Origin of the sequence: Sodalis endosymbiont of Henestaris halophilus (genome assembly GCF_900161835.1) — a bacterium.
GTDB lineage: Bacteria > Pseudomonadota > Gammaproteobacteria > Enterobacterales > Enterobacteriaceae.
Genome location: NZ_LT897836.1, coordinates 637,542 through 660,300, shown reverse-complemented (window position 1 = coordinate 660,300; position 22,759 = coordinate 637,542). Strand labels below are relative to the sequence as shown.

4 protein-coding genes and 1 pseudogene are annotated in these 22,759 nt (G+C 33.1%); 1 reads left to right on the top strand and 4 read right to left on the bottom strand.

All coding sequences use genetic code 11. From position 1 onward, the window contains the following. Window positions 1–263: 263 nt before the first annotated feature. A pseudogene (gene ftsY / locus HBA_RS01375) lies at window positions 264–1,196 on the bottom strand (signal recognition particle-docking protein FtsY); the annotation flags it as partial. Window positions 1,197–1,612: 416 nt separating this feature from the next. Between ftsY and rsmD the strand changes: the two are divergent. After that, entirely contained in the window at window positions 1,613–2,227 is a 615-nt protein-coding gene (gene rsmD, locus HBA_RS01370; protein WP_097032613.1) for a 16S rRNA (guanine(966)-N(2))-methyltransferase, read from the top strand. A 1,512-nt stretch (window positions 2,228–3,739) separates the two neighbouring features. On the opposite strand, the gene tusA is transcribed toward rsmD, so the two are convergent. The 3 genes from tusA to HBA_RS01355 all read right to left on the bottom strand — a co-directional run bounded on the left by tusA (window position 3,740) and on the right by HBA_RS01355 (window position 19,666). After that, complete coding sequence (gene tusA, locus HBA_RS01365) at window positions 3,740–3,994, bottom strand: sulfurtransferase TusA (RefSeq protein WP_097032256.1); 255 nt, start codon at window positions 3,992–3,994, stop codon at window positions 3,740–3,742. A 7,151-nt stretch (window positions 3,995–11,145) separates the two neighbouring features. After that, entirely contained in the window at window positions 11,146–12,273 is a 1,128-nt protein-coding gene (gene ddlA / locus HBA_RS01360; protein ID WP_097032255.1) for a D-alanine--D-alanine ligase, read from the bottom strand. Between the two features lie 6,286 nt (window positions 12,274–18,559). Next, window positions 18,560–19,666, bottom strand: a complete 1,107-nt coding sequence (locus tag HBA_RS01355) for a porin (protein ID WP_097032254.1) — start codon at window positions 19,664–19,666, stop codon at window positions 18,560–18,562. Window positions 19,667–22,759 lie beyond the last annotated feature (3,093 nt).

Sequence of the window (22,759 nt, the reverse complement as noted above, 5' to 3'; positions counted from 1 at the left end):
CAAAATTCACAACAACGCATATCTTTTAGGCTACTAATAACACACTAGTAGTGCACTTAATTATCATAGATGGTATGCTTTATAAGCATACCATAATTTTAAAAGATCATGATTATCTTACGGCATATGAAATACACTTAACTGTTTTGATCTTATTGTAATATCAGGAATAGCAAAACAAAATACGCTTTCTATGCTATAAGCTCTCAATATAACATATCAGTTTTAATGTAGCGCGAGGTGACGCTACGAGATGGTATTTACTAACCTCGTTCACAAAAATTATTTTTTTTAATTATCTCGGGCAAGAATGCCTGAATAAAATCGGCAGCTTTAAAATGTTGCAAATCCTTAATACCGTCCCCCAAGCCAATATAGCGAATAGGAATACCGAAACGTTCTGCTACGGCAAAAATGATACCGCCTTTGGCGGTGCCATCTAATTTAGTGAGAACAATGCCGGTCAATCCCACCGCGTCATTAAATAAGCTAACCTGGCCCAAAGCATTCTGCCCAATACTCGCATCTAGGGTCAGCATAACCTCGTGGGGAGCTTCAATGTCCAATTTTTTGCTTACTCGCACTATTTTTTTTAACTCTCCCATTAAATGGGCTTTATTATGCAGCCGACCCGCGGTGTCTACTATTAGAATATCAATGCAGCGGGCTTTAGCCGCCTGGATTGCATTAAATACAACCGATGCTGAATCAGCTCCAGTCTGTTGCGCAACTACCGGGATACGGTTGCGATCTCCCCATACCTGCAGTTGTTCCACAGCTGCCGCACGAAATGTATCTCCCGCTGCTAGCAAAACACTTTTGCCTTCGGCCTTATACTGCCAAGCAAGTTTGCCAATAGTGGTAGTTTTTCCCACTCCATTAACGCCAACCATCATAATAATGAACGGAGTCTTACCCGTTACCTCTAGTGGTCTCTCGACATTAGATAGAATGGCCTCCATTTCTAAACGTAATTGACTTTCTAAAGCCGCAGCGTCCTCAAGACGGCAAAGCTTAGCGTGAGCAATTAAACCATTAATTATTTTATGTGTGGTCTCGACGCCCACATCGGCCATGAGCAATTGCTTTTCTAAAATCTCGAAAAAACTATTATCGATTTTCTTGCCGCTGAACAAACCGATAAATCCAGATCGCAAATTTTCTCGCGTTTTCACTAAACTATTTTTTAGTTGGGCCAACAATCTTGCGCGACTAGACGCTAATAGTAAACCATCTTTTGCCTGCGGAGCTAAAGTTTGCTTTGAAATAAGAGCAACTTGAGTATCAGTTTCTATCTCCAGCCCGGTTGCTTTGGTTTTTAGTTTAATTAGATCATCGCCATTGGCATCATACTGGCATTTAAACCTTAACCAGGAAAATAGATCACGTTTTTTTTCTATTGTCATCGCAACTATAATCCTCTACCCTAAATAGATAAATAACCGTCCGTAGTAACATCTTACCAATTTAATGTGACGGGCAACATGCGTTGTGACGAGTTTTAATGCCACATGATAAATAAATATGAATTATTCATTTCATCATGCTTTTCCACCACGCTAAAATAGACTATTTTATGGTATTTAAGTTATTGGCGCGTAACAATTTATCTATGGTCAATCATAATAGCAACCGCACTTCCGGTAAAATTCGTATCACTGGCGGGCGCTGGTGTGGTCGTAAACTACCTGTGCTCAACAGCCCGGGCTTAAGGCCGACTCTCGGCCGTGTGCGGGAAACACTATTCAATTGGCTGGCTCCTGTTATCCAGGAGGCGCACTGCTTGGACTGCTTTGCTGGCAGCGGCGCGTTAGGCCTAGAGGCCTTGTCACGGGGGGCAGCTAGCGTCACATTGCTAGAAAAAAATCGTACAGTCAGCAAACAGCTAGCCAAGAACTTACAAGTATTGCAGGCACATAAGGCTAAAATAATCACCGCCAATAGCCTGCTTTGGCTCGAGCAGCAAAGCGATGTGTTCAATGTTGTCTTTATCGACCCTCCCTTCCGAAATGGTCTGATAACTAAGACGGTGATTGCATTGGAACAAAATCGGTGTTTAGCCTATGATGCCTGGATTTACATTGAAACCTCCGCGGAAAACCTCGCTTTTAAAGTGCCTGCCCACTGGCAGTTACATCGAAAAAAAGTTGCTAGACAAGTAACATACCGACTCTATATCTGTCACGAAACGCCTCAAAAACATTATAATACAGATTATACAGATTAATCTAGGTCGTTTGTTTACACTAAAAATATAATGATTTTGTTGCTTAACTCTATTGAGTTATCGCCTAATATGTTTAAATATTTAAAATTATTTTTTTTTAGTAATGATCAATAAGGTTAAGTCTAGCTATAGTTATCAAGCAAAATCCTTACTTTTTGATGTGTTTGAAATAGTCTGCTTGACAGAAACAGCAATGCTATTAGCACAATTGTGCTTTATTTGGTATCAGTCATTAACGCCCATTAAAATTAAGTAACAATACTAAGCGATTCGTTCATAACGCACTTATGTCTGCCATCGTTGTAACATATTATTATAACTAATTTACCGGGATAATAAGAAAACATCGTTATGTGTCTCCTAGCTAGGAAACACAGGCACTACCCTTTTGAATCACAAAATCGATGATAATGATCGCCCTGCAACTGCAGGTCACTGCGGTTAACGACAAAACTAAGCTACATTTTTAATTTTCTGCTGAAGGCAGCCGACTACCAGTTAGTTGTAGCTGCTACAACTACTGAACAAAATTGCTAATTTCAAGAAAAATAATCAAAAAATTTTGACTAAAATAACGTACTGATAGCTGCTAATTAATGTTCTTTTTTAATAAATTAAGTACGATAAATAAACAGCTGGCTTATCATATAATACTACTGTCTTACACAATATAGGCACATAAATTACACAGAAATAGATAGCATAATAATCAGGGACAACCTTCCTATATTAGTAGGCAGGTTTATCAATACAAGTCCCGAGCACAACGCCATTACGAGATAAACTAGTTACGTTACCTTAATAGTCTAAACTTTTTAAAAAGCATAACCTAAACACGAACTAAAAAGAATATTAATAATTTAGCCTTTTATCGAAAAGTCTTCCCTAGCTTACTGTAAATAAATAACTCTCACCGTGGACTAATCTAAAAGCATTTTCTATTTTAAGCACATAATGCTATTACTAATTCTTGAGCTAACCTGGAGGGCTTCCAACTTCACTTTTACCAAGATAATTGATTATAAATTAACCTGTTGACCGTGCTGTTAGGTAGCACGTTACTGATATTATCAAGTGAATAGGTACTTTTATACAAGCAGCGCATGTTTTATCTGCTATAAACTTTACACCATCAGTTTAGTTAGCCATTATCATGCTAATGATATTCTTGCCATTTTATTGATAATTGCAATTCTCGGCACGGCGTTAATTACGTTGTTGTAGTCACTTGACTTAATAAGTGAAATTAATATGTATGCGCTTATATTAACATCATGTTTTGATGGTATGGATAGCGGATCAACAATAATTCCAGTTAGGCAAAAACTTATACTGACCAGCTAGTAGCAGTAGCTAGCTTACTGCTGTTTGAGGCGAGAGTATGGTTAATCAGTAATTAACGATATCAACTAAAGTCCATTCATGCTCTAATCGCCGAATGCTACTTTTCCTCGTCGGCTATTTTATAATAATATTGTAATTATGTCATTTACTGACCTTAACCAAAAGCTCTTAGTACACACGTAATCCCTTACGCACCAGGTAGTGATAGAGAAGATTTTCCTTAGACTGCACAAGCAGGGTGTGATCCATAAACTGACAAAAACTTGGAATATCGTGAGTGGTAGTCGGATCGTCTGCGAAAATAAGCAAAGTTTGCCCATTAGCCATATGGCGTATGGTTTTGCGCACAACCATTATCGGCTCTGGGCAGCGTAGGCCGCGAGCATCTAGGACTTGATCCGCACTAAAAAAGATATTAGACATACATAAATTCCAAAACAAGCGTATTGTTAGCTAATTGCAGATGTAACTTGCAAAGTCATTAAAAGATTTTTCTGTTGAATTGAAGGTACAAACAGTATTTTAGCCTCTCTTGCTAAAAAACGTGCTGGAAATGCTGATTGTGATCCTCACTTTATAATGTAAATAACTTAAATTATATTCAGGAGTTTTACAAAAAAGTAGCGATACATATTAAATATAGTGAAATCTATTTTATTTTTAAATTATTCTATCAATCACTCATCTCATTCAAATGCCGATATCAATTTTAACCTTCACCACTAATTTTTAGGACGTGTTTAGCTTTATTTTTTGATAGTGAAACTTTCAGAGTCAAGTATGGCGCGCAGGAGGAGCATCTTCACGATCTGATTATTCTTGAGTTCCTGACATCTTACTACGCTTCGTAGATGTTTTATTAATTAGAATTACAGAGACATTGCCGTGCTGGGAATATTCAATTGTTCGTGGAATAGTATCACGCACACTAGTTTGTAACCTCAAGACCTTCGCTTGTTTTGGATGTATACGTTTTAAAGATCTACCTCAGGTACCTGAAACAGGGTGTAACTAGCGTATCGTATACTACCCCTTCTTGACTTCTTAGTAAAATCTACCTAATACCGGGCGGTGGTTATCGCCTTCTATTAAATCCTAAATCAGTTTATAGTCGCGCATGGAATCAAAATGATAACTAGAATTATAGTTAACAGGATTTTCCACAGATATATGGTGTAAGAATCTATCTTTTGCTTAAATATTTTTAACGATAAACTAATATAAAATAACTAGGGATAAATTAATGCAGCATTAGTACTAAAATCTATAGCTGATGAATTACCATCAGCGCTAGTAGACAATACTAATCCTAAATGCTGACTTGCCCTACGTATTGGTTCATCGTTTATCCGCTTGCAAAAAAACGCAGCTGCTCACAGATAAAGCATTAGTGCTTATCCTACTAATGATGTTAGCACTAAAAGTGGTATAATAAAGACGTTAGCTAATAACATGTTTGTATATGCGAATACGATAGACCGTAAACCGTAATTATCATTACGAGTGATGATAAACACTGCAGGCAATAGATGTGCTAAAAAGCAACTGGAAACTTAGTTACGTGTTAGCAGTTACACTTTTACAAGTATAAAATAATAAAGAAGATCACCGTTGACGATAAACCAGCTTCATAAGCTGGACAGCATTATCGCTAACTGCGCAACCTAACCTATTCAGCAATTGTGTTTGGTAAGGTGAACAATTATAGGTTAATTATACTCGGCTGATGATACAGATATGCCGTACGGATAATCAAAAGACAACACACACCAACCATCACAGCATCATTGTCCTAACTGAACGATGATGTAAAGCAACGAGAAAGTCAAGAAAAAACCAGCTTGTAATCAGAAGCGCGCCTAGTTAGTTAATGAACAACTATAAAACCAACTAGACCAGTAACGGATTTATCATCTTCATTATATTTCATTTATGTTAGTCTACATACTAACAAAAGAAGCACTGCATAACGTCAGACTATACAACATACCTAGCTTAACGGCTGGTAGAAAACAACACTAATCATCACGCATAAAACAGCACTAATCAGCGGGCAAGGAGGTTATGCAACTGCTCATCTTGAGTGACAAACCGACGGTCAATGCGCTATTAACTAACCATCCGTTACACGAGATGACTAGGCTAATAACGGTAAATATATATCGCACAGACACTAAAACACTTTAAACGACTTTAATAATCAACGGCCTTGAAACACATAGTAGTCTAATGATATTTTGATAAAAACTAGGTTTGTAATGACAAAAATAATACATATCGCTTAGATAACACACATGCTGCTAGAGCACCACAATGCGGCTTTAGAGCCGTGCGACCGTGTCGGCACAATAACTTAGAATAAAACCATGTCAGCAAAATAAAAAGATAGTCGAACTTATCTCCTATCGCAGGTTGCAAGTAGAAGAAGATAAATGAATAAAATTTTGGTGATAACATCGAACATTAACAGCAAAAAATATTAACGGCTGGTATATATCACAATCAAAATGAATTTAGTATATACAACAAAAACATAGTCTTAATAATCGTAAGTATAACAAAATATGGGCACTGTACATCTCACTTATCATGAAGGAAAGAAACATTAAAGCCAGCTTATAATCTGTTAGGTTATTGCCCTTGCAGCGCGATCATGCTGATCTTTACAGAGTTCTCGGAAAGAGCATTAAGCCGATAGAGGCTATTGGAAGAAAGTGTAATATCTTTCACAACAACATGCAGGTTTGTTAACCAGATTAAATTAATTCTTAAAAACTGTACGGCACAGCCTGCAAAACAGAACTTGACAATACTAAAAACCTACGCAAATAGGAGTGAGCAAATCATAATCACATCATGCATATAAACCCGTCGATATAAAAACTTACACGTATAGTGGCAACGCTATCTTTTATTAGAAGATATTTTAGTATGTACGAGGGCGTAAATTTTATAAAAGTAGTAGTTACAGCAACTTTGTGAAGCATTAAAACTTAAAAGTCGCAGTACATTGCTCATAAATATAAGAAAACCGTAATACCTGAATGTGGCGGCAACAACTAAAGATTTCATTAAATATCAATGAAGTAAAGAAATAACTTTTATTTACCATGAGCACATTTGTGTATTTTAATCTTAAATAGCATTTAAGGTGCTTATAAATATCTATAAATAAAATACTGCAATATTATAAGCAATTATAGTAATTTCTTAAAGTGCTTATATGAATCATATATAAAATATTGTTACAGTTAATAAGTTCTAACTGAACAGACTGAACATGATCTTGTATCATCATGCTGTATATGATTAATTGCATGGTATGCGCACACGATTATTTACTAATATGATCGTATCATATATAATATTGTGTGATATAAAATACATATTTAATTCTTATAAAAGAATTGATCATCTTGCACTAAGGTATATAAATAATAAACGTGGCAAATAGAGTTAAACTACATTAAGCCGTTAGCAGAAGTATCAATATAAATCCCAAAGTAGTAGAGTACATTACTAATATAAGTTACTTATCTACTTTACTAATATTGAAGCTATTAATTTTATTTATTTACAAAATATCACTCGCCTGTGATAATATTGTAAACTACGCATACGAAATACACATAACGACAGGGTAATTTTACTGAACCAAACAATTTTATTATGTAATATTATAAAATAAATTAGATACTAACTAACGATTGTTCAAGGCAATGCATTTAATATGCTTAACAAAAACTACTAATCGTGTACTGTAGATAACACCTTACCAAAACCCCAAATATTGGTTTTATCATCAATAAAATTTATTACTACAATATACCCTATATCTAAATTTAATTATAAAATATAGATGCCATGCCTATAAAGGCATAGCAAATGCATAAATAATCATTGTGACAAACAATAAGTGATAAAATTAAGGTGAGATTATTAAAAAAAAAGCAAAACAGATAGATACTCTCATCTTGCTGTAACAGATTGAACCTACGCTGTTATATATATTTATTTAAATAACGTACGATAAAAATAATATTATAGTTACATAGCAAGTCATGCTAGTGTTCAATCTGCCTTTTAAAGCATAACTTTAATAAAACAACCACGATTTGCAGTAAAAGATTATCCTGCTCACGCTTAAAAATTTATGTTAAATAATATTTATTTATATAAAACAAATATTAAATTTTTAATCTTAATTGATTTTACTTTAAGAGAGAGAAAATTACATTTCTAGTTACTAATGGTATTGTCAATCAGATTATCTCTTCATTATTTAACCAGATAGTAAAACAATATGTTTCCTAATAAAGAGTTTTAACATAAGGATTACGCATAGATAATTATTTTAATAACTAGGCATAACTACTAAACGTCGCATGATAAATTACTAGGTAATTAAAATATAAAACATGCTAGAACTTATAATTTTTATTACCGAGAGGTAATTTATAACTGAATTAATTCATACCGTAGCAAAATAACATTACTGAATTAACAAAAGCAAAATATTAAATAAATAAACTTTGTATTACTACATTGTTATAATATTTATTAATTAAAAAGAATGATCAGTGATATAGTATTCAATACTAAAGGTTGTTATTACTAATGTAATTACTAAGAAGTATTGTGAGCTTACTTTAAATGTACTTTTAGAAGATAGTTATCTTACTATGAACTTACCATGTAATATAAATAAGATGTTAAGTACATATTCTCGTATGAGAAGATAACAGACTAAGCACTAATCTTTATGTACATATAAATTTAAGACAATAAGCTATTATTCTTTAATATAAAACACTTATTATAAGGTAGCAAGTCATTTTAAAATTGATAGCAAAACTATTATACCCTGCTGTAAATTAAAACTATATTACAAAAGTAAACTAACATATGTCGCCTCAAATGACAAAAAGTTCTTTGTTATTACAAGGTAATTATTAAATTAATTAATATTGTTTTCAAACATATTGTGCATACTTGAGAAGTATTATTTTAATAATACGCCATAAATATATAGTGTGCTTGTCATATTTTAAATTATGCTTCTTGGTAATAACTACTAGAACTTCCTCAGTATTTTACATACTATCATGAATACTATATATTCATATAAACAAGATCTATAAGATATATTTAATTAATACCTTTTGCTAAATTAATATATTTACACTTGTATATTATAGTTTTAGATGTTTTAAAATAAAAATATAAGTAATTTAGTAAAATTACTAGTATGGATTTATCTATAAACAGCAAATTTTATTTGCTCATATTATTACTTACTGTATTACAGTATTACTATAATACAGTATTGCGTCATTGCTGTGGCAGTACTTAAGAAATCATACGTATTTATTATAAGCATTAATAAAATATTGTGTTAAGATTGTTTCACGTGTTTTCTAAAATTCTTACATTTATTCGATATAAAAATAAGTTTTTTTTTTGCTTCCGTTCGGTTATTTTTAATAAATATTTATTTTATTACTCCTATGCACTACATAGATTAATTTTCTGAAATAGTTGTGTCTATAATATAACAATTAACCCTACTAACATCAGCCAACACTGAATGTTTATTACTACTAACTTGGTAATTCATTAACAAGCAAATGATTTATACATTGTATTTTACAACACGATATCAATCGCACTTAAGACTTCAGAAAAAATCTTTTAGACTACATAAAACGCACAGATCTTGTTCCCATCAAGACTTTGATGGCAAATAAGTTGAAATTATCATGATAAGATTTTAAAAAATTATGATTAAAATCTTCATAGCTTATTGCTAATATCTAGTAATATAATACATTATTACTCTCAAGATATTTATCGGTAATAAACTTACTGCTAAATTATATTTCTCTATTTTACTTTACATCTAATATTAATAAATCCAGTAACGGTAAGATAAAATTAAACTAACCTCTATTTTATATATGCAAATTTATTAATTAGTTTGCTTGACAAATCCTTAAAAAACTACATTTTTATTAAAATAAATCATAAAACCTTACAACAAAACAGTAATTAAAATGCTGAATCAAAATCATCATAAAACTTGAAGCAAGAAAAGAGTAAGTAAAATAATTTAAATTATAAAATCAGCAATTATTGTTGATATGGTTTATTACATATAATATATTTATATAAGCTAACATATTAAAAATAACTCTTATCTAAATATAAATACTTATAAATAGTTTAGTTTAACCACAGATTATCATGATCAGATAAATAATACTAGTGATTAGTCGATAATCGTAGACGTTCCGTGATTCCCCTGTAAACAAACTTCTATTTTATGTTAGCTAAAAAAGATTTAACAGATCCCTCCTCTATTCCTATAACTCACGCACTTTGGCATAGTTTAAATGTAATAATTAAATAATGTTAACCACCGGATAAACCTGGCATATCAGATAGTGACAGCTGATAAATAGCGCATTACTAAACAATATTGTTATAAGCTACAATATCTAGTGTGGGACTAATATAATAAAATAGCAATATTGTACATATACTCAACTATTTCTTGTTTACAACTAAATTTATATATCCTAAATATTCTTGTAAACACCACAGTAAGAGACAAGTTTTGTGTAAATATGTAAGAACTTCTAAAATATCTGATTGCATTTAATTAACTCTAGCATACCATGCTGTGAAATAGGCAATATATATAGCTCTACAATATATTATAAGCAAGACGGATATTATTATTAAATTAACACGCTATAGATCGGTACCAACCACAAAGGAAGTTGTTTACTTAAACAGAAAAACTTACTACCTGATAAAGCAAACTGAGCCTATGGTATTCAGCGTAACAAGAGCTAGACAATGGTGTTTAGATCTATTACTCTTCCTTAAATATTAATACATTTACGCTATGGTAGAGGCCTTGCCTAGAAATAACATACTGTATCTATGGTCTTGACATATGCTATTCATAATTTTGTGCCAGCAACCTTTAAGCAAAGGATTGATGCTGATCATGTAGTTAAGCCATCTATAATCAGAGATATAGCTAAGATACCGATTACCAGCAGTCGCGGTACTATTTAAGTTATCACAGGTTTTTCTTAACTGCGACTCTAGTTTATCACCGCTGATATAAAGATGTTAGCACGAACTCTATCTGCTTTATCTCACACATAAAATTTTTAATGGCTACTAAGGTGTATCGATGATAGCGATCGACTGCCGATATCAGCTGGGATCTATATTTTGCTCGGGTCTATTGATCAATCTTGCCTAATCTAAAGAGAACATTGTTCTTTATAATGCTATTTTCGAGGTTTGTGCAACCGCAGTCAAGATAGTGGTGATTCTATAAATTTTACAGATAGTTAAAAGGTGCTTAATGCCATTATATTAGTTGTGAGCGAGACCATAATCTTATACTTCTAACTATATAGATCGGCCACTAGCATATGCATTTTAGATCTTTAATATTATTCCTCATCATTAATTTACAATAATGCTGCTTAAAATTATTGCTTAAAAGTTAACAGTATCTACTAAGAAAATTAGCGATCAAATATAAAGAAACTTTAGCATAGTGCCTCCAGACCTTTCATAGGTAACAAGCCGGCAAGCATGGATGCGATCCTGACGGTAGAGCGCGCCAACGCTAGTTCGATCAGGCGTGTGATGAGGTTAGTACAACTCAGGCCGCTAGCCTGCCACAATTTTGGATACATACTAATGTTAGAAAAACCTGGCAATGTATTTACCTCATTGATTACTACCCTACCATCTGAGATCAAAAAAACATCCACGCGCGCCATGCCAGTGCAGTTAAGTATAATAAACGCTTGCAATGCAGTCCGGCGAATTTCATCGCTAATCTTCTGACTAATGTCTGCTGGTATCATCACCTGTACTCTGGCTGAATTACAGTATTTTGTATGATAAGAATAAAAACCACCACTTAACACAACTTCGCCACATATACTTGTTTCTGGCTCATCGTTGCCCAACACGGCGCATTCCAGCTCGCGGCCAACGATAGCGGTTTCCACTAACACTTTATGATCAAAACTGAATGCCAGCGACAGCGCTTGTTCGAAGCTTTCCCGGTCGGTAACCTTAGATACGCCAATCGATGATCCCTGATTTGCCGGTTTGATAAACAGCGGCAACCCGAGAGTAGCGGTAATCTCTTCAAACTGAATATGTGCATGCTTAGTACGGTTAAAGGTCAAAAAAGGGGCCACCTTCAAACCTGCGTCGCGTAACAATCGTTTGGCGATATCTTTATCCATGCTGATGGCGGAACTTAAAACGTCCGAACCAACATAAGGTATATTGGTCATCCGCAGAAGCCCTTGTAGTGAACCATCTTCACCCGGCGTGCCATGCACAATAGGAAAGATGACGTCGAGTTGAATCAAATCGTAAGGGCGTTCAGTATGCATAAACTGATACTGCCGGCAGCCAGGCCATAAAGCAATTTTTCGGGCATTGATATTAAGCGCGATACGAACAGGGTTATTATCATGTAGAAGATAATCTTTGGCATCATGAAGATGCCAGATCCCATACTTATCGATGCCCAGCAATATCACGTCAAATTGTTGCCGATCGATAGCATCGACGATATTTTTAGCAGACTGAAGGGAAACTTCATGCTCCAATGAGCAACCACCAAAAATTACTCCAACACGTATTTTAGCCATAACATGCTCCTAGATAACGCTCTTATCACTGATAAGTTAAACCCCGGCTTGACCTATACAGACTACAGGCAGAGGTTAGTCAAGCACACTTTGTCAGAGGTAAATCACGTACAGCAACATCGTAAATTATATACAAAACTGCCGAACGAGAATAGTCCCTTCTCTCTCAAAATATTAAGAGAGAACTAGCAAAAATTATTGCAGCAGCTATAATGTACCAGGCAAAGAATATATTACCATCGTTATAGATTTCGATAATATGAATTATCTAGAATAGAATCGCTTATAATAAGATAAAATCAGTGATATGATATTTTATATAAAGATGTGTGTTTAGTTTTCCACATTCGTTACCACGACGGTAAAATAGGAGCTTAATTGAGATATTTTATGATAATCTAGCAAAATATTTTTTTTGAAAACATAACCGCGTAATAACTATTACTTAATTAAACAAACCGTAAACGCAATTAATAAGTACAGAGCATGTTAAGAGTATTAAAACTAGTTTAATGTGTCTCGTCCTAGCGCTAGATGTACATACCAGTACACAAAATATATTTATTATACCAACTAATATGTTCGTAAGTATAAATAAAATGTTTATTAGATAATAACTCACGTGTAGAGATCTTAATAAAACATAGTTACAACTGATTGTATCGAAATGATGAACAAAATGCTGCTTTAAATAGTTGATAAAGCCGTCTTGCTGATATTCACAGAGAACGCAGAGAAAAATCACATGAACTGATTAATACAATAACACATTAATCAAGTTACTGCCTATTTATTCTTTAGCGACTTTTAATGTATCGGCTTTTCAAGCTAGTTAAGGCTCGTTATACAAACAGTAAATTATAATGTTAATTATAATTAAAACGGCATATAAACCGCTCGGCACGATGATTTGTTGTTTTTTCAAATCTAGTTACATAATAAACTTACCTGAACTTCATCTTTAAGTACCGTAGTCTAAAAAGACTATTCACTAAAAATATTTAGAAGCGCACAGCACATAGAAGTTTACAATAGACTGAGTAATACATAAGAATATATAATATTATAGCCTCAGTTGGATACGCACGGTAACTCAAGTCATAAAGGCGGGATAAAAAACGACGTTGTTAACTTACACTTCGCAGCCTTAGTACAAGGAATATGGTGAATGTAAAATAACTTTATCTACGTAGTTGTCGGTTGATAACGTATGTATATTCCAAATTAGAATATAACAAGTTGTTATAGCAGTATTACCCTTAAACTAGCCAACTAAGTTTAAGGATGTCATTATGCGCATCGAAATTCTTTATGGGTAAACACTCATGAACAAAGGATTTGCTATTGCATTTAAACTCTAAACAACCAAAGTAGTCGTTAATTGATATTAATTAACTGAAGATGCGGCTAGCATCATAAATGTTAGTATTTCAGCAATTAATAGAACCGTTCGAAACTACCATTTCGAACTGACTTAATAATTATCTGTAATAAACAAGGTAAGAGTGCAATACTTAGTAGTATTTCTATGCTAGATTTTTAATACTAATCTAAGTAGCTATCGCTCATAATATTGCCGGACGGATCCTGATGTTTATTAAATAATTAAAGGCGGTCTGGTAAAAAGCCTTAAGAGTTAACGGCGGCTCTACTGGTACCATAAGCATCGTTTTTTATCGTACCCCACTATACCCCAAAGGTTAAAATAAGCCGTTGGCCGATTCAGCTAAGGAGCGAGAATTATTAGTTGCCAGAAATAGAAGCTCATAAATACAAATGCGCGGGTAAATAACACGTTGCAATAATAGACTTTTTTATTATTAGCTGACAGTAATACAGCCGTAAACAAGTTTTGTGTAGCTAACTCACTTAATATATCAAGAAATATTTTCGTCTTACATGACAGTGCTAGGTTTGTTGACACGTAAATTAGAAAGCTGAAAAGATGTCGACATGGTTTAAACTTAACACTAACTGTTAAACGCTTCAGATGACCCGGTAACTGCATGGTCAATTTTTTGTGGACTATTTTGCAGAGCTACTAAGAAAGTCATCATGCAATGGTAAATACTGATAGATACTATGAATATTATCAAATAAATTAAAATGTTAGGTGGTGCGTTGACTACTGAGATAATAAATTGATGGAATAGAGCTGTTGTCATTAACTAAAAGACAAAAATGAATATGAGAACAAGATGCCAGAGCATCATGAATGCAAAATGCATTATATACCTTGTTGGGCACATATATCATAAAATATTACGGCACTAATAGTACGTTAATAACAAAAAAAAACGAGGTTGAATATCAAAAAGTTATTAACATTACTGTTTAATTAACCTGCCTGTATAGTAACCTGTCTTAATTAACTACTACACTTTTGTAAATTTAAAAAAACAATATTCGAAACTTTAATAGAAATCATAAGCCTATTCGGACTTCTCTCGCTGGATGGTCGATCAATATAGATGAGGAAAAATGATAGTTTCTTTCTAGAATTATACCCACTAATAATTTTGCTTTTAAAATTGAATAATGATAATTATCATCGTATGTATAGAGAATTATGCATATTTAATAGCAAACAGTGTTACCTAACGTAAAAGATAAGTGTACAGACGACCAGTTTGCTATCTCCTTTTGCGAGAAAATGATTTAACAATGCATTTTCTACTCGAAACAGCTGAATCTTGTGTGACATATTGTAATTATACTTTTTGCTTATCTCTGGCACTTATGGTTAGCTGTTAGCTATTGACCACTATCAGTGTAAGTGACAATGATAAAGCTAGTCTAATTTAATTGATAATGATAACTATCACTATCCCATTGATTTCTAATTGCTGACTTTACAATTATCTTCCTGTAAATTGTTGCTACCTAAGCGTTATATGATGCTTGAGCTCAACGTCAAACAATGTAAGGGGAATGCAACTTATTCTAGTGCAGTCACAGTTGGCAGTTGCACAGTTAAATGAATTACCAAACGCATATTTATGCAACAACTAGTTTCGTATTACCTTACCTTTTAATTTAATCTAACACTAAGTTTTAATGGCATATTCATGATTAGCATTTATAAATACTGCGAAATTAAGTTTTACCGCATAAAAACATATTGATTATAGATCGCTGCCCTTCTAGCATTGTACAGATAAGTAATGAGCAAATAACAATTCAGAATTTCTGAGCATAACTGACGCACAGAAGTCAACTGATAATTATCTGTAACTAGCTGTCGCGTGGTGATAGTTATCGTACACAAATTCTGCTAACTGCTCCTTAGTCATTAATAGTTTGCTAACTATATTTAGCACTGCATTGCAACATCGCGACGATTTTTTATGGGTGATTTTATCAGTAAAATATAGACTCTTTACAGTCAGCATTAATTGCTGGCAATTTTACTCATTCAGTATTGATAATAATGAATCTGGAGTACCATTTATAGTAATAATAGCAGCGACTATGAAAATCATCTGAATATCGCCTGGCATTACATGCCAGTATTTTTAGTAAAATCGACAATAGCTGGACGTTAATTCAGGTATCATTATACATTCTAATAGGCTTTTATATGCTAACTACACACACTATTTCAGATTGCTTTAGGTACAAAATACTTTAGTAATTATTTAGTTACTATTGATTAATAAAATCACCATTATTATTTCTCTTATGAGAAATTCATTATAGTAATAATAAATCACATTAACTATGTCAAGAAAAAGACATGTTCCATGTTAATCATTACGGTAGTGTTTATATTTAGATTAATATATTCATACAATAAAAATACTTACTGATCCCCAGTATTTAAAGTGTCTTTAACATATAGACTCTTGTTTATGTCTGTGCAAAAATAATTTTGTTAAGTATCAAGACGATACACCTTAATGCGTAAGTAATTGAAATAAATATGTTTTACAACTAATTTATCATAAGAAAATTTCTGATCAAAATTAGTCAGAGGGGAATGATTTTCCATAAAAATATTTTCAGCAGATTTTTGCCGCTCTCATTACAATAACATCACTTTCTGTTCATTTTTTTGCTAAAATGGTAATGTTGTAACGACCTATATCCTGGGTAAATATAACACCAGAAGAAAAAATTGATGCATACCTGCAAAATACAAAAATGTTTATCAAAAAAATAAAAAGTAAACTTAAGAGTTTAATAATGAAATAAACTATAAGAATAAGATATTAATAGAAGTCGTAATTTTATTAATGCTAAAAAGTTAAAGTGTATACATTACGCTAAAAGGATAAAAACCAATGATACGTAACTAATCATGAACTACTAGTTCATGTCTATACCTTAAGTAGTCATAGAGGTTATCGCTAGGATGTAAAAACCTTGGCGTAAATGCAAGAATCAAAAATTAAAACATGGCAACGTTACAAATATGCGTTTGGTAAATTACCATTACAACTACTCAACTATTGTCGATAAATATAATCAATCTTTAATAGAATCGATAGATTCGCGCTGTTTGCAATGAAAACTATTAATTAACCGACTTTTACCTTGATGTATATAGTGCAGCGCCTAAAATGTTTGAGTAGACGTATTATTATAAAATTAATGTTATATCACGTGATTTAATTATATAACGAAAGGGTTCCCTTAGACAGCAATAAAAATCAAGTGTAAAATTGTCTTTATCAACGCATCGTGCTGACTATAACTCCCAAATAACAGTTGGGTTACAATATCCGCCTTATTAAAAGTAGCTTAAGCTAGAATACTATTTCTAGTTTATCTGATAGAATATGTTAAGCAACATAATTATTCACTTTTAAATGTATGCTTTAAAATAAAAATATGGCGTATTTACTGATGCGCACAGTTCTTAGTAAGAAACATTTACAGTATTTTACACTAATGCATGCAGATAACAGCGCAAAGATAAAGTTATCTAATGCTCAGGTAAAGAGTTTTTTAAATAAAAAAAGCTACATTGCGCAAACAATCAAGAATAAGCAACGACGCGCATGTTAAATAATTTTATAACAATACAACATCGGCGTGGCCTTAAAAACTCGTTTTGCTTTCAACCAGATTAATCTAAAAAGGGGAATACGCTGAGTCTTGTCTAGTATAACAAAAGTACCTACATAGCGCACAGACCATGTGATATGTCAATCTCAAAGGTATACGCCGCACTAGAAGAAAAAATCACCGCCAGTTTTCAATGCGGATGTAATCTCGGTGCATGAAACATCAAAATACAGGATTGCATTAGTAGTTAGATTAAACGTATAATTGTAGTTGGCAAGATAAAGTATGGCTAAATCTGAAATGATAGGTCTATCTTTACATGCATTAAACAGAGGCAACACTTCACTTGCACTAACTATTGAAGCCTGTACTTAGTCAAAGTACATTTGCGGTAGCTAAACTAGGGCAAAGGCATTTGCCCACATTCAAAGTTTTACCAACCAAAAGTGTAATATATTTCACATGTAATCAAGTACAGCGTTATTCTCTCTTGCTAACGCACGTTTCACCCTATGAAATTTTCTCTCGCAGAAAATAGAGATCTTCCTTATAGAACCCATCACGTGTCATCTATAAAATCATTTCAGCACCTATTAATTCGGTAACATATCTCAAGAGTAATCGACTTAAAGCAGATGGGTATCAAGCAACTTTTAGCTTGATTATCAAAAAAATTAATGTCATCTGCTAATCAAGCAGAGTGTTCTCCTCTAGCCCCTACTTGGTTATAATAAGTTGATCAAAAGACATATCTTGCCACCAAAGTAACTTTGCAATTAATATAATTATATAAGATATAAAATGTAATATTATGAAAATTCTGGCGGTTAGTAGAAGAAACCAAAGTAACTTAATAAAGATTAATCAAAATTAATTACATTCGCTATGTAGAGAAAACCTTTATCACTTTACACCTTGCAGTTAAATCTGGAAGGGTGTAACGTTAAGTAACAGCAAAATACAAAAGCATGAAGTTGTCATACAAACACGTTGATAGGCCAGCATACGACGCATTCATAAAAAAATTATCTTATGACCACCTAACGCTGTCACCAATAAAATCTTAGTAAAATACTGAAATAAGTTAAATCAATGCGTCAAACCGGATATGATGAGATAAGTGCTATATTTTGTACGCATCCTTTCTTCATCATCATCTCGTAAGAGATGAAAGAAAGAGATAAGACCATATTTTCTAAAATAAAGTAATAATGGGCAATACAGCATATATACCACCATTTTAACGAACAATATTATTTATATTAGCAAGATTTAGCTAGAACATATAATTTATACCCAATGCAACAATGTTATTAGCAGGTTTCTGCGCGATACAACTCAGTTTGTTACTCGACAGAAGATTAATGCGATAGTCAACAAAAGTTGACATATTCTTATTAAATTTATAGCTAGCGCCTAATTCTATGTATCTTTTGATATCATATCTTTTGCCCTTCTGGTCGCCGTGAATGCACGACTGTATGTAGCCAAGAGAAGGCCTTAAACCAGAGTTAAACTGATATTGTGCGACTAGTTCAAGATTATGTGCTTTTTCAGCAAAGCCGTAATTTTTACTTGAAAAACAAGCAAATGGAGTCATGTTTTGGGTATCATGATAAAGCGCGGCCAAGTAAACATTATAAGTATCATATTTCAAGCCTAAAGAGTAGGCTTTAGTTTTTTTACCTTGATTATGAACTAAATCTAAAGATTGCTGAAATAGCGTACGGTTGCTACTGCTAACGGCTGCACCAGCTGACACGCTGTTACTCAAATCATAAGTAACAGACAGACCATAACCATTACCATTTCCTTTCTGAAGACTGCAACCTTTTTTATCGTTTGTTTTGCTGTTATTTTTACCCTGATATTGCAACGCAAAATTCAAGCCATCCACCATCCCAAAAAAATTAGTATTACGATACGTAAGCATACTATTGGCCCGACCAGCAAAGAAATTATCAGTAACAGTAGTATTGCCGCCGAATTCTGGCATCACATCAGTCCAGGCATTGACGTCGTGCAGTACGCCGTAGTTCCGGCCATAGTCAATGCTACCTGCATCACCAAACTTAATACCGACAAACCCAAGGCAAGTAAAGGTTCTGTTATCCCCCTCGCTTTCGGCGTAACTTAGACCGGCTCCCTGCTCCCAAGTACCTAAACCAATAAGCTCGTTGCTAAGCATGGCTTCACCACGGAAGCCATAACGGATGAAAGAACGATCGCCGTTTTTATCATCATCACTAAATATATAACGCATGCCATTGAACGTACCGTATAAATCCAATGTGTTGCCATCTTTATGATAAACTTCGGCAGCCTCGGCACTACCGACAATAACCATAGCAAAAATGAGTACAGATAAATACTGCATTTTCATGTTAAAACCTCTACATTTATTATATTTCTATTAGTAATTTCATAGCAGCATGGCTTTAATAAAAACAAGTAGTTAACATCTATTAATTAATAAATCTCATAGTTGAACTAAACGCAAAGCGTCATACTCGAGATATTTTAACCATTTAAACTACTAGACGACAAAAACAACCTATTTATAAAATAACAATGTAAATGAAAAACATTAAGATCAACTTACTAAAGTAGTATACGTTATGAGTAAAAATAAAAGTAGTCAAAGTTATATGAAACTACACCCCCTATGAAACTGCACTTTTGTCTGCTCTGTGCACAGTTCAGAAAAAGTCTATCTTATTTAAGATAAACAACCGATTTATCATAACGGAATTTGTCATTTTGTTAGCAACATTGTAAATAAGATTGACGAGATAATAAATATTGATCACCGTATGTAATAAAACAAGTGATGGAAAACTATATATGTATATAATAACTTCAGACTAAATAAATATGGGTACACTTCCTTATGTTTAACGTCATCCAATCTAGCTGTTCTAAGTGCTGGTCAGGAATAAAAATTTAACCCAATAAAAATGTAATAAAATCAGGAAAACTATATAAATACTATTGAGTATAGCGTACAATACTAAACAACATTAAACGATAATTAAACATATTGCTAACCGCAATTAGTCATTTTATATACTATATCATCGACGGCTACAAGCAACAGCAAGTGACGAAACTATTATAGGTATAACCGACAATGTACTACGATAGCTACTTACTTCTCTGAATATTCATAAGATTCAACTAACTAGTATTTTATAAATCAATCTGCATCAGATTGATTGCATATGATAGGTTACTGCTTTTAAACCAAATTGCTGTTTTTATTTCATCCTTACCTGCTCACAGTTCGACCGGTATTAACTATATTATATATGCAAGACGAGAATATAGATGACGAGCGAAAGCTCAAGCAGTTATCAAAGTTATAGTTTATCATCTCTCTTATTATGATATAATACGCTTTATTAAAGCACATTGCAGGTAAAAACTATAGTGCAAGAGACACGATAACCATAGCAAACCACTTCCTCTAGTAGTTTATCAACGAGCCGTAGCAAGTTCTATGTCAGAATTGGTCAAGAATAATCTGGGTTATGCGATTAGCTCTGTCGCCTCATATTGGTAGGCAGGCCATCACGATAACAGGATAATACTTGCTAACTCAAAAATATTCTCTTTAGCTTAAGTTTTATAAATAAGAAGTATGCCTTATAGTTTAAGTAATATTAAAACAATTAGGCGCGGCATGCGCTTACATCAATGCACATGATCTTGATCAAGACTATAATGTGCTAATAACGAAAGATTCGTCGCGTATGAGCACACTATTTGCTGCTACTGATAATAAACATTCAGGTCGTAATGATGCTGACACCAAGAAGATAAAAGACACGTGTCAATTTTAACGCACTTAATGCCTAAAATTATTTAAGCAATTAATTGAGTAAGCGGCTGATAAATTTAGAAAACAAGCAGGAGGTCAAGAACTAAAAAGTTCATAAGAAGCTATCGGTCACCACAACCAGTAAAAAGCAGATAATGTTACTATGATTTATTTGTTGAAACACTAGCTGACAACGTCAGCTATATACTTAATAGGTAAAGATAAAAATATAAACGATTAATATAAATAATTTATAACTTTAAAATGTTGCTTATATTTTAGAAAAATAAGATTTATTAAATATGGTTTATTAGTTTGTTTACTTAATATTTATCACTAAAACAATCTAGCACAGTGAAATACTGTGACCTACAACTTATAATTATCAAAAACTATAATGTAATTATAGCTAATGATCACCTGATTATTTTATTAATAATTAGTATATTCTTGTGGTAAATAAAAACTGGTCAATATTGTTGAATTCAAGGGGTTAATATCCTAGTTAATAACCTTCTTGGCAAATTTGCCGTCATGTCTTTATTATGAATGTATCTATCCAAAAATAGTAAGATGCTAACGTTATTCCAATTAAAATATATTAATCGTCATTATGCGAATCTAGTAACTATCGTTTTCCTATGAATAATATGTAAAAATTGTTCCGTAACACTTGAGTTGTTAATAGCTCTAAAAATCTAGCTTAATAATAATGCAATGCTGCAATATCCAAAGATCTTGGTTTATTATCAGACAGAAGCATCGATTTAATCTGGCTGACCTGCTTCCGGTCACCACTACCATAAACTATTTTAACTGTTTTATCCGTACTCGAGTGATAACGTTTATCAGCATAATGATTACGAGACTTGGATTATTATAGCATGAATGTAATAAACTATTTCGTAAGTTTTTGTTGTTGATAATCAACATCAATAAAATTGATATGCTACTATAAATAGTATAGGTAATTTACTAGTAATTTTCATAAACACATGTTGTTAAATAACAATCCTAGTTCATTACTAAATGTACAGAACAAAAAGCAGATAGTTCAAAGTGAACGATTTATGAGTAAGTTATATTAGTTTTCTTACAACTGGTAAAGGTTGTTTAATGCTGGTACGAATACCCTCAGCTCACTACTCAAATAGCCAGGTTAGACTCACTATCGCGAATACAAAAAAATATTTTAGATACCATAATGTAAACACAGCAATGTATTGAGATAATCGATGGCTATGAGGCGCAGCATAGAAACCCCGTACTCAGGCGCGGGTGCGATAGCAGTTTTTCGTCGTAAGTTTAGCTAACACTATGATTATAGCTAAAAAGTCTGACTGCGTCGTAAAAATGCTAAACGACGCAGTATTTTATTCATCAATAGTTTGTTTATGGCATGAGAGGCATAAAAGGCTCATAGGTCGATTACTGATGTTAGTAAATACCTTGGTCGTATATTGTGCTAGTTCTCGATCAGCGCTTCAAGATTATTGCAACTTTCGTATCGGTTTGATAAAAGCGATCCAAGGTTGCGTTTCCTGTCGGTTAGTCAGGAAACTCATTGTAAAATTTACGGATATGACGCACTAAATTTTTTGTCACTTCAACGGCGACAAATTCCAAATTCCCTTGCTTAAATAAGCTCGGTATAGA